General features: G+C 70.2%; 9 protein-coding genes. All 9 read left to right on the top strand.

Annotation, left to right across the window (positions count from 1 at the left end; translation table 11 throughout):
* Positions 1 to 26: 26 nt before the first annotated feature.
* The 9 genes from H7347_RS03440 to H7347_RS03400 all read left to right on the top strand — a co-directional run bounded on the left by H7347_RS03440 (position 27) and on the right by H7347_RS03400 (position 10,744).
* Positions 27 to 2,150 carry a S9 family peptidase gene (locus H7347_RS03440; RefSeq protein WP_152821402.1) on the top strand — a complete coding sequence of 708 codons (2,124 nt, stop codon included), beginning with the start codon at positions 27 to 29 and terminating at the stop codon, positions 2,148 to 2,150.
* Positions 2,151 to 2,291: 141 nt separating this feature from the next.
* The gene (locus H7347_RS03435) at positions 2,292 to 3,764 is read left to right on the top strand and encodes a cation:dicarboxylate symporter family transporter (RefSeq protein ID WP_152821400.1); all 1,473 of its coding nucleotides are present in this window, start codon (positions 2,292 to 2,294) and stop codon (positions 3,762 to 3,764) included.
* A gap of 43 nt (positions 3,765 to 3,807) precedes the next feature.
* On the top strand, positions 3,808 to 4,509 hold the full coding sequence (locus tag H7347_RS03430; RefSeq protein WP_152821398.1) for a DUF2334 domain-containing protein: 702 nt from the start codon (positions 3,808 to 3,810) through the stop codon (positions 4,507 to 4,509).
* A 67-nt stretch (positions 4,510 to 4,576) separates the two neighbouring features.
* Complete coding sequence (purS, locus tag H7347_RS03425) at positions 4,577 to 4,822, top strand: phosphoribosylformylglycinamidine synthase subunit PurS (protein ID WP_186337200.1); 246 nt, start codon at positions 4,577 to 4,579, stop codon at positions 4,820 to 4,822.
* Positions 4,819 to 5,490, top strand: coding sequence for a phosphoribosylformylglycinamidine synthase subunit PurQ (purQ, locus tag H7347_RS03420; protein WP_186337199.1), 672 nt, complete (start codon positions 4,819 to 4,821; stop codon positions 5,488 to 5,490). Before purS ends, purQ begins: the two co-directional genes overlap by 4 nt.
* Before the next feature lie 11 nt (positions 5,491 to 5,501).
* Positions 5,502 to 7,781 (top strand): phosphoribosylformylglycinamidine synthase subunit PurL, encoded by a 2,280-nt coding sequence (gene purL, locus H7347_RS03415; RefSeq protein ID WP_152821394.1) that lies wholly within the window; start codon positions 5,502 to 5,504, stop codon positions 7,779 to 7,781.
* 73 nt (positions 7,782 to 7,854) lie between these two features.
* Complete coding sequence (locus H7347_RS03410; protein WP_370513901.1) at positions 7,855 to 8,889, top strand: FecCD family ABC transporter permease; 1,035 nt, start codon at positions 7,855 to 7,857, stop codon at positions 8,887 to 8,889.
* Positions 8,890 to 8,906: 17 nt separating this feature from the next.
* Complete coding sequence (locus H7347_RS03405) at positions 8,907 to 9,965, top strand: FecCD family ABC transporter permease (protein ID WP_370513900.1); 1,059 nt, start codon at positions 8,907 to 8,909, stop codon at positions 9,963 to 9,965.
* A complete protein-coding gene (locus H7347_RS03400; protein ID WP_152821392.1) occupies positions 9,965 to 10,744 on the top strand; it encodes an ABC transporter ATP-binding protein in 780 nt (259 codons plus the stop codon). The genes H7347_RS03405 and H7347_RS03400 overlap by 1 nt, the downstream gene beginning before the upstream one ends.
* Positions 10,745 to 10,793 lie beyond the last annotated feature (49 nt).

The following is a 10,793-nucleotide window of genomic DNA, read 5'->3' as shown; positions in this document are numbered from 1 at the left end:
CCCGCCGAGGCGCTACCATCGAGCCCATGCCTGAGAACGCACAAGCACCCGTGGCCCCCGTCCATCCCGTCACCCGCCGCTACCACGGCCGGGAGTTCGTGGACAATTACGAGTGGCTGCGCGATAAGCAGTCCCCGGAGACCCTGGCCTACCTGGAGGCGGAGAACGCGTACACGCAGGCCCGCACCGCGCACCTGGAGGGGCTCACGGAGGCGATCTACGGGGAGATCACGTCCCGCGTGCAGGAGACGGACATGTCCGTGCCCACCCGCGCCGGGGACTTTTGGTACTACGGGCGCACCATTGAGGGCAAGGACTACGGGCTGTCCTGCCGCCTGCCGGTGGACGCCGCCCACGATCCCTGGACGCCCCCGGAGATCCCCCAGGAGGGCGAGGTCCCGGGCGAGGAGGTGCTGCTGGACCTCAACGAGCTGGCGGAGGGCCACGAGTTCTTCTCCCTCGGGGCCTCCAGCGTGACCACCTCGGGGCGCTACCTGGCGTATTCCGTGGACACCTCCGGCGACGAGCGCTTCGACCTGTGCATCAAGGATCTCGCCACGGGCGAGCTGCTGCCGGATCGCCTGGAGGGGATCTTCTACGGCGCCACCTGGGCGGGCGAGGACTACCTGTTCTATCAGCGCGTGGACGAGGCCTGGCGGCCGGATTCCGTGTGGCGGCACAAGGTGGGCACCCCGCAGTCCAGCGACGTGCGGGTGTTCCACGAGCCCGACGGTCGGTTTAGCACCGGGGTGGGCGCCACCCGCTCGGAGCGCTACCTGGTGATCGAGTCCGCCTCCAAGATCACCTCGGAGACGTGGGTGCTGGATATGACGAATCCTCAGGGGGAGTTCGAGGTGCTGTGGCCCCGGCGCACCGGGGTGGAGTACTCCGTGGATCACGCGGTGGTGGCGGGGGAGGACCGCTGGGTGGTCACGCACAACGCCACCGGGCCGAACTTCGCGGTGGGTGAGTGCGCGGTGGGGGCGCCGCTGCCCGCGCTCACCGAGCTGCGCGAGCTGCTGGCCCACCGCGAGGACGTGCGCGTGGAGGGGGTGGACACCTATGCCGGGCAGATCGTGGTGGCCTATCGCCGCGACGCCATCGGGCGGGCCGCCGTGATGATGCTCGGCGAGGAGGGCTACACGGATTTTACGGAGCTGGACTTCGAGGAGGAGCTCTACACCGTGGGCGTGCTGGGCAACCCGGAGTGGGACGCCCCGGTCATCCGCCTGAGCTACGGTTCCTTTATCACCCCCGCGCAGATCATCGACCTCACGGTGGCCACCGGGCGGCGCGAGGTGCGCAAGCAGCAAACGGTGCTGGGCGGATACGACCCCGCCGAGTACACCGCCTACCGGCTGTGGACCCGGGCCGCCGACGGCGCCCGGATACCCGTCTCCGTGGTCCACCGCGCCGACCTCGATACCTCCTCGCCCACCCCCACCCTGCTGTACGCCTACGGCTCCTACGAGGCCTCCACGGACCCGGCGTTTTCCGTCTCCCGGCTCTCCCTGCTCGATCGCGGCATGATCTTCGCGGTGGCGCACGTGCGCGGCGGCGGGGAGAGGGGCCGGGGGTGGTACGACCACGGCAAGATGCTGGAGAAGAAGAACACCTTCACCGACTACATCGCGGTGGCCGACGACCTCATCGCCCGGGGAGTGTCCTCCCCGGAGTCGATGGTGGCCGAGGGGGGCTCGGCGGGAGGCATGCTCATGGGGGCGGTGGCGAACATGGCGGGGGATCGCTTCGCCGGAATCCAGGCGATCGTGCCGTTTGTGGACCCGCTGACCTCCATGCTCATGCCGGAGCTGCCGCTGACGGTGGGGGAGTGGGAGGAATGGGGCGATCCCCTGCACGACGCGAAGGTCTACGACTACATGGCCTCCTATTCCCCCTACGAGAACGTGGCGGCTAAGGCTTACCCGGACATCCTGGCGGTGACCTCGCTCAACGATACCCGGGTGCTCTACGTGGAGCCGGCCAAGTGGATCGCGCGGCTGCGCGCCACCGCCACCGGCGGGGAGTTCCTGCTCAAGACGGAGATGTCCGCCGGGCACGGCGGGGTCTCGGGGCGCTACGCCCGCTGGAAGCAGACGGCCTTCGAGTACGCCTGGGCGGTCAATAAGGCCACGGGCCGTGAGGTCTAGACCAGGGAGACGCAATCGTCATCGTCGAATGGGGGTGGCGTAGACTACCCCCATTGCCGGCGAGTGAATTGGGACATGGGTGGGCCGGGAGCGATAATGCGGGTGACGTTTTCACCCCCGGATGCTGAATCGAGAAAGTTGATGTCTCCTCGCTCCGCCGGCGTCTATGACGCCGCACCGAAGATCGCAGAGCCCAAAAAGCCGCGCAAGGATCGCACCCACTGGCTCTACATCGCCGTGATCGTGGCCATCGCCCTGGGCATCACCCTGGGCCTGGTGGCCCCCGAGGTGGCCGTGAAGTTCAAGATCCTGGGCACCATGTTCGTGGATCTGATCAAGATGATCGTGCCCCCGGTGATCTTCTGCACCATCGTGCTGGGCATCGGCTCGGTGCGCGCGGCGGCCTCGGTGGGTCGCGCCGGGGGCCTGGCCCTGGTGTACTTCCTCACCATGTCCACCTTCGCCCTGTTCGTCGGCTTGGTGGTGGGCAACATCCTGGAGCCGGGTGGCGGCCTCCACGTTCAGCAGGAGGCGGTCAGCGACACGGTGCAAAAGACCCTCAGCAAGAACGAAGAGGCCGGCGGGGCCATGCACTTCATCCAGGGCATCATCCCGGATTCCTTTTTCTCCGCGTTCACCGGCTCCTATAACTCTCCCGGCCACACCGTCTCCATCCTCCAGGTGCTCTTCATCGCCCTGCTGGTGGGCTTCGCGGTGCAGTCGCTGGGCCGCAAGGGCGAGCCGATCTTGAGCTTCGTAGCCAGCCTTCAGACGCTGGTGTTCCGCATCCTCAGCTGGATTCTGTGGCTGGCCCCCCTCGCGGCCTTCGGTGCGATCGCCGCCGTGGTGGGCGGCACCGGCTTTTCCGCGGTGGTGCAGCTGGGCTACCTCATCGTGGCCTTCTACATCACCTGTTTCCTCTTCGTCTTCGTGGTGCTGGGGTTGGTGCTCAAGGTCTTTACCGGGCTGTCCATCTTCCGGTTGGCCAAGTACCTGGGTCGGGAGTTCCTGCTCATCTTCGCCACCTCGTCGTCGGAATCCGCCCTGCCCAACCTCATGCGCAAGATGGAGCACGTGGGCGTGGACAAGTCCACGGTGGGCATCGTGGTGCCCACCGGCTATTCTTTCAACCTCGACGGCACGGCCATCTACCTCACGATGGCGGCGATCTTCATCTCGGACGCGATGGACATGCCCATGAATATCAGCGAGCAGGTGGGCCTGCTGCTGTTTATGATCATCGCGGCCAAGGGCGCCGCCGGGGTGTCCGGCGCGGGCATCGCCACCCTGGCGGCGGGCCTGCAATCCTACAAGCCGGCGCTGCTGGGAGGGGTGGATCTCATCCTGGGCATCGATAAGTTCATGTCCGAGGCGCGCGCCTTGACCAACTTCGCTGGCAACTCCGTGGCCACCCTGCTGGTGGGCACCTGGACGGGTACCCTGGATAAGGATCGCGCCCAGCGCGTGCTGGTGGGCGAGTTGCCCTACGTGCCCTCGGAGGAGGACGACGAGCACGGGGACTTCCGCCGCGATCCCTCCGTGACCAACCCCGCCCAGGATCGGGTGCAGCCCACCCCGCAGATCAACCTCGACGATTACCAGGATCGGTCGTAATCGGGGGCGCGGCGGGCGCGCCGCCTGTGCGATAATCGCCACCATGAGCGCGCAACTCCTGGTCTCCCTCTCCGGCATTGTCGATGACACCAGGCGCGCCGCCCAGGCCGTGGCCGAGGAACTCGACGCCCAGGGGGTCGCGTTTTCCCTCCTCATCGCCCCGCACATCGACGGCGCCTGGAGCCTCGCCCACGATCCCGCCACCCTGGGGTGGGTGCGCGAGCGCATCGCCGGGGGCACCGAGTGGATCCTCAACGGCTTCGACCAGGCCGCCCAGGGCCGCCACGCGGAGTTCGCGCAGCTTGCCGAGCACGAGGCGCGGCTGCGGTTGCGCGGGGCCACCCGGCAGATGAAGAACCTGGGCCTGGCCACCCCCGTCTTTGCCCCGCCGCGCTGGCGTCTCTCCCCGGGCACCCTCGCCGTGCTCCCGGAGTTCGGCTTCCGGGTCGTGGGATCCACCAAGGGGGTCTACGTGCGGGCCGCGGCGGGCGGGGATGAGCCGTGGGAGTGCGTGGGCTCGCGCAACCTCTCGGTGGGGGAGGGCTTCGGCGCGCCGGGGTGGTGGCGGCGCAACGTATGGGCGGCGGCGCGCCGGGGAGCGCAGCGCGGCGCGCTGGTGCGCCTCTCGGCCTCGGCGCGCAATCTGCGCGACCCTCAGGTGGCGCGCGACTTTCTCGGCGCGGTGCGCGCGGCGCGCGAGGAGGGGGCGGTGCCCACGGCCTACGGGAAGGTGGGCGGAAAGTAGGAAAGCCTGCCGCGCCCGGGTACGCTGTGGGCGTAATAAGAACCTGCGAGATATAGGGGATTCGACCGTGGCCCGTGTAGTAGTTCATGTGATGCCCAAGGCGGAGATTCTCGACCCCCAGGGCCAGGCCGTGGTGCGCGCGCTGGGCCGCCTGGGGGTCTCCGGCGTGAGCGATGTGCGCCAGGGCAAGCGCTTTGAGATCGAGGCGGATGACACCGTGACCCGCGAGGACATCCAGAAGATGGCCGAGGTGCTGCTGGCCAACACCGTGATCGAGGACTTCGAGATCCTGACCGCGGAGGAGGCCCAGTGACGGCACGCATCGGGGTGATCACCTTCCCCGGCACGCTCGATGACGTCGATGCCGCCCGCGCCGTGCGCTACGCCGGCGCCGAGGCGGTGAGCCTGTGGCACGCGGACGAGGACCTGCGCGGCGTGGACGCCGTGGTGGTTCCCGGCGGCTTCTCCTACGGCGATTACCTGCGCAGCGGCGCGATCTCCGCGCTGGCCCCGGTGATGCGCGCGGTGATCGACGCCGCCCGCGGCGGCATGCCCGTGCTGGGCATCTGCAATGGCTTTCAGATCCTCAACGAGGCCGGCCTGCTGCCGGGCGCGCTGACCCGCAATCAGGGCCTGCACTTCCACTGCACGGACGCCTACCTCGAGGTGGCCAACGCGCAGACGGCCTGGACGCGCACCCTGGAGGAGGGACGGAGAATCCTCATCCCGGCCAAGCACGGCGAGGGGCGCTTCCAGGCGGACGCGCGCACCCTGGCGGAGCTGGAGGGCGAGGGGCGCGTGGTGTTCCGCTACACGGATAACTTCAATGGCTCCCTCAACGACATCGCCGGGATCAGCGACGCCACCGGGCGGATCGTGGGGCTCATGCCGCACCCCGAGCACGCCGTCGATACGCTGACCGGCCCGTCCACGGACGGGCTGGAGTTGTTCCTATCCGCCGTCGGCTCGATTGCCGCGTGAAGGGAGAAGCCATGACCATCCATAACGATACGGTCGCCCGGGCCCTGGCCGAGCCAGACACCGCGCAGCCCTACGCCGAGCTGGGGCTCAAGGACGACGAATACGCGCGCATCAAGGAGATCCTGGGGCGCCGCCCCACGGATGCCGAGCTGACCATGTACTCGGTGATGTGGTCGGAGCACTGCTCCTATAAGTCCTCCAAGGTGCACCTGCGCTACTTCGGGGAGACCACCACGGAGGAGATGAATGCCAAGATCCTCGCCGGTATCGGGGAAAACGCCGGGGTGGTGGACATCGGGGACGGCAACGCCGTGACCTTCCGCGTGGAGTCCCACAATCACCCCTCCTACGTGGAGCCGCATCAGGGCGCGGCCACCGGCGTGGGCGGCATCGTGCGCGACATCATGGCCATGGGCGCGCGCCCCATCGCGGTGATGGATCAGCTGCGCTTCGGTCCCGCCGAGGCCCCGGACACCCAGCGCGTGCTGCCCGGCGTGGTGGACGGCATCTCCCACTACGGCAACTGCCTGGGGCTGCCCAACATTGGCGGCGAGACCGTCTTCGACCCCACCTACGCGGGCAACCCCCTGGTCAATGCCTTGTGCGTGGGCACGCTCAAGGTGGAGGATCTCAAGCTGGCCTTCGCCTCTGGCACCGGCAACAAGGTCATGCTCTTCGGCTCGCGCACCGGCCTGGACGGCATCGGCGGGGTGTCCGTGCTGGCCTCCGATACTTTTGAGGACGGGGCGGAGCGCAAGCTGCCCGCCGTGCAGGTGGGCGACCCCTTCGCGGAGAAGGTGCTCATCGAGTGCTGCCTGGATCTCTACCGCGCCGGCGTGGTGGTGGGCATCCAGGACCTCGGCGGCGCGGGCCTGGCCTGCGCCACCTCCGAGCTGGCCGCCTCGGGCGACGGCGGCATGAGGGTGAACCTGGACGCCGTGCCGCTGCGGGCCAAGAACATGACCGCGGCGGAGATCCTGGCCTCCGAGTCCCAGGAGCGCATGTGCGCCGTGGTGACCCCGGAGAACGCGGAGCGCTTCCGCGAGATTTGCGCGCGCTGGGACGTCACCTGCGCGGAGATCGGGGAGGTCACCGAGGGCGATCACCTGGTGATCACCCACGGCGGCGAGGTCGTGGTGGACGCGCCCGCGGCCACCATCGCCGACGAGGCCCCCGTCTACGAGCGCCCCTACGCCCGGCCCGAGTGGCAGGACGCGGTGCAGCGGGAGGCCGCCGTGCCCGCTCCCACCGACCTGGCGGCGACGCTGCGCCAGATGGTGTCCTCCCCGGCCCTGTGCTCGCGGGCGTACATCACCGAGCAGTACGACCGCTACGTGCTGGGCAACACCGTCAAGGCGCAGAACTCCGATGCCGGCGTGCTGCGCATCGACGAGGAGACCGGCCGCGGCGTGGCCGTCTCCGCCGACGCCTCCGGGCGCTATACCTACCTGGACCCGAACACCGGCGCGCGCCTGGCCCTGGCCGAGGCCTACCGCAACGTGGCGGTCACGGGTGCCAAGCCGGTGGCGGTGACCAACTGCCTCAACTTCGGTTCCCCGGAGAACCCGGACGTGATGTGGCAGTTCCGCGAGGCCGTGCACGGCCTGGCCGACGGCGCTCAGGAGCTGGGCATTCCCGTCTCCGGCGGCAACGTCTCCTTCTACAACCAGACCGGGGAGACCCCGATCCTGCCCACCCCGGTGGTGGGCGTGCTCGGCGTGATCGAGGACGTGCACAACGCCATCGGCCACGACCTCGGCTCCGTGCCGGAGGACGAGGTGCTCTACGTCCTGGGCGTCACCGAGGCGGAGTTTGGCGGCTCCATCTACCAGCAGGTCACCACCGGGGAGCTCAAGGGCATGCCCCCGCGGGTGGACCTGGCCAACGAGGCGCGCCTGGCGGACTTCTTCGTGGGCACCACGCTGCTGACCGCCGCGCACGACGTCTCCGAGGGCGGCTTGGCGCAGGCCCTGGTGGAGATGGCGCTGCGCTCCGGGCGCGGCCTCGACCTCGACCTGTCCGGGGTGCACGAGGACCTGCACGCGGCGCTGTTCTCCGAGTCCGCCTCCCGCGCCGTGGTGGCCACCACGGCCGATCGGGCCGAGGCCCTGGAGCGCCGCGCCGCCGAGGCCGGGGTGCCCTGCCTGCGCATCGGCACCACCACCGAGGGGCGCGCGCTGCGCATCGGCACCGCCCTGGAGGTCTCCCTCGACGAGCTGCGGCAGGCCTGGGAGTCCACCCTGCCGGAGCTCTTCGGGCACGCCGTGGGGGCCAACTCCGTGGTGGAGTAGGCGGCCAGGGGCCCGGCTTAGGTTATACTCGCCTGAGTCCTTTTATCCCCGATCGTGTTGTCTAGGAGCCACCGTGGGTTCTCCCCGGGTACGCGCCGTGGCCGCGAGCGTCGCGGCGCCGCTGCTCATCGCCGCGCTGATCCTGCTCAGCCTACTCACCGGCGCCCGCGACCTCGGGTTTTCCGAGGTCTGGGCCGCCATCCCCGGGGGGGTGCGCCACGCCGTGAACCCCCAGGCCGGGGCCACCGACGTGGAGCTGGTGCTGGCCATCCAGCGCATTCCGCGCACCGCGCTCGCCCTGATCGCCGGGGGCGCCCTCGGGGCGGCGGGAGCACTCATGCAGGGCTTTACCCGCAACCCGATGGCCGATCCCGGGATGCTCGGGGTGGGCGCGGGGGCGGCCGCGGCCGTGGCCATCGGCCTGAGCCTGGGGTGGCTCGGCGGCGTCGGCAGCTACCTGTGGCCCTCCATGCTGGGGGCGCTGGCGGTCACCGCCCTGTTGTTCTTCCTGGCCTCCGCTGGCCCCACGGCGGGCAGCCCCCTGGCCTTCGTGCTGGCGGGCACGGCGCTCTCGGCGCTGCTCATGGCGGTGGTCAATGCCCTGGTCATCACCAACGATCACGTGCTGGACGCCCTGCGTACCTGGGCCACCGGCTCGGTGGCGGGGCGGGACTTCTCCGTGGTCGTCGTGGTGGCCCCGCTGGCGGCGGTGGCCCTGATCGCGGCGGTGGCCCTGGCCCCGGCGGTGAACCTGCTGAGCCTGGGCGAGGAAAGCGCGCACGCCCTGGGCGTCTCGGTGCGCCGCGCCCAGCTGGGCGGGGTGGTGGTCATCGCCGCGCTGAGCGCGGCGGCGGTGGCGGCCGCGGGCCCGGTGGCCTTCATCGGCCTGGCGGCCCCGCACATGGTGCGCGGGCTGACGGGGCCGGATTATCGCCTGATCATTCCGCTGTCCGCGCTGGCGGGCACGGCGCTGGCCCTGGGCGCGGACGTTCTTGGCCGGATGCTGGTGGCCCCGGGGGAGTTGCCGATGGGCATCGTGCTGGCGCTGCTGGGCGTGCCGGTCTTTGTGTGGTTGATTCGTCGCGGCCGGATCGGAGGTTCCCTGTGAGCGGTGGTGCGACGAGGGTGGTGAGGTACGGGCGGGTCTCCGTGCGGTGGAACCCGCGCCTGCTCGCCTGCATGGCGGGCACGGCGGTGCTCGTGGTGCTGGGGGTGTGTTGGTCGGTGACCCAGGGCGAATACCGCATGAGCCTGGGCGAGGTCGTCGAGGTGCTGCTGGGCGGGGGCACCAAGATCCAGCGGGTGGTGGTCTTTGACATGCGCATGGGGCGGGCCGTGGTCGCCTGCCTGGTGGGCGCGGCCCTGGCCTATTCCGGCGCGCTCACCCAGTCCGTGGCGCGCAACCCGCTGGCCAGCCCGGACATCCTGGGGATCACCCAGGGGGCGTCGCTGGCGGCCGTGGTGGTCATCGTCTTTGCCGGCGCGGGCCAGGGAGGGGTGATCGAGGCTGGAGCCACCACCGTACTGGGCGCGGTGGGGCTGCCGGGGGCGGCGATGATCGGCGCGTTCGTCGCGGCGCTGGCGATCTGGCTGGTGGCCGGGCCCACGCGCGGCTCGATGCTCCGGGTGGTGCTCATCGGGGTGGGCGCCTCGATCTTCCTGTCCGCCTGCACCACGTGGCTGCTGGCCTCCGCCGAGCTGGGGCGGGCGGCCTCGGCCCGGATGTGGCTGACCGGTTCGCTCAACGGGCGGGACTGGAATCACGCCTGGGCGCCGCTGGCGGTGCTGCTGGTGGCGGTGGCCCTGGGTGGCTGGCTGGCCTTCCAGCTCTCCGCCCTGGTGCTGGGGGAGACCACCGCGCACGTGCTGGGGCACCGGGTGCGCCTGGCGCAGCTGGTGCAGTTGGGCACGGCCGTGGTGCTCGCGGCGGTGGGCGTGGCGGCCGCCGGGCCGATCAGCTTCCTCGCCTTTGTCACCCCGCACCTGGCGCGCGCGCTGGCGCGCACGGCCACCCCGCCGCTGATCTTTTCCGCCCTGCTGGGCGCCGCGCTGCTGCTGGGGGCGGACCTGCTGGCCAGGGTGATCCTGCCCTGGGAGCTTCCGGTGGGCGTGGTCACGGCCTTCCTCGGGGCCCCGTTCCTGCCGTTCATGATCTTCCGCACCCGCCGAGAGGAAACCATCTGATGCATCAGCCGCTCTTTTCCGCCCGTGGCCTGAGCGTGGGCTACGCGCAGCGCCGGGTGATCCGGGATCTGGACCTCGACATCGCCGCGGGCGAGGTCACCTGCCTCATCGGACCCAACGGCTGCGGCAAGTCCACCCTGCTCAAGAGCATGTGCGGGCTGCTCGATTATGGCGGCACGCTGGAGTTTCGGGGGCGCGGTATCGCCCAGTGGCCGCGCCGGGAGCGGGCGCGCGAGCTGTCCTTGTTACCGCAGACCCCCGTGGCCCCGGAGGGGCTTACGGTGAGCCAGCTCATCGCGCGCGGCAGGCACCCCTATCAGTCCTGGCTTGCGCAGTGGTCCGCGCGGGATGACGAGGTGGTCTCTGCCGCGATTGCCACCACGGGGCTGAGCGAGCTGGTGGATCGGCCGCTGGCGGCGCTGTCCGGGGGGCAGCGCCAGCGGGTGTGGATCGCCATGACGATCGCGCAGGATACCCCCACCACGCTGCTCGACGAGCCCACCACCTACCTCGACCTGTCCACCTCCGTGGAGGTGCTGCGCCTGGTGCGCTCCCTGAGGGAGGACGGCGGGCGCACGGTGGTGATGGTGCTCCACGATCTCAACCTGGCGGCGCGGTATGCCGATCGCCTCGTGTTGCTCTCGCGCACCGGGACGCTGGCGGCGGCGGGGGCACCGGGGGAGGTGCTCACGCGGGAGAACCTGGCGGAGGTTTTTGGCCTGGATGCCCTGGTGGTGGCGGATCCGGTCAGCGGGGGGCCGCTGGTGGTGCCCCGGTGAGGGGGTAGCCGGTGAGCTCCTTCTCCTTTTGTAGCCTTGGATAGGCTAC

Source organism: Corynebacterium sp. zg-331 (assembly GCF_014267345.1).
Lineage (GTDB): Bacteria > Actinomycetota > Actinomycetes > Mycobacteriales > Mycobacteriaceae > Corynebacterium.
Note: the sequence above shows the minus strand (reverse complement) of the source record. Positions and strands in the feature narration are given on the sequence as shown.

Excerpts from the sequence above, each read along its gene's own strand:
- H7347_RS03440 (WP_152821402.1), top strand. The coding sequence starts at position 27 with ATGCCTGAGAACGCACAAGCACCCGTGGCCCCCGTCCATCCCGTCACC.
- H7347_RS03435 (WP_152821400.1), top strand. The coding sequence starts at position 2,292 with ATGTCTCCTCGCTCCGCCGGCGTCTATGACGCCGCACCGAAGATCGCA.
- H7347_RS03430 (WP_152821398.1), top strand. The coding sequence starts at position 3,808 with ATGAGCGCGCAACTCCTGGTCTCCCTCTCCGGCATTGTCGATGACACC.
- purL (WP_152821394.1), top strand. The coding sequence starts at position 5,502 with ATGACCATCCATAACGATACGGTCGCCCGGGCCCTGGCCGAGCCAGAC.
- H7347_RS03400 (WP_152821392.1), top strand. The coding sequence starts at position 9,965 with ATGCATCAGCCGCTCTTTTCCGCCCGTGGCCTGAGCGTGGGCTACGCG.